Here is a 244-nt window from a genome sequence, read left to right as displayed (position 1 = left end):
GCTCGTACACGCGTACAAAGACGCCGTTCGTGCGGCCGTCGTCGCCGGCTGCACACAGATCGAGCATGGGCCACTCGCAACTGACGACGATCTGAAGTTAATGGTGCAGAAAGGCCTGTGGCTCGATCCGCAGGCAGGGCTCGTGATGGAGAATTATCTGCTCAACAAAGATAAGTTCTCGGGCACGCCTGGCTACCCGGAAGAAGTGTTTCCAGCGATCAAGGAGATGATTCCAATTTTTCAC

At 55.3% G+C, this 244-nt stretch carries 1 protein-coding gene; it reads left to right on the top strand.

Features of this window, described 5'->3' with window-relative positions:
• On the top strand, nucleotides 1-244 hold a 244-nt coding region (locus KVT28_RS26225), incomplete at both ends, for a hypothetical protein (protein WP_217551203.1).

Origin of the sequence: Pantoea sp. GbtcB22 (genome assembly GCF_019091025.1) — a bacterium.
Taxonomy (GTDB): domain Bacteria; phylum Pseudomonadota; class Gammaproteobacteria; order Enterobacterales; family Enterobacteriaceae; genus Pantoea; species Pantoea leporis.
Note: the sequence above shows the minus strand (reverse complement) of the source record. Positions and strands in the feature narration are given on the sequence as shown.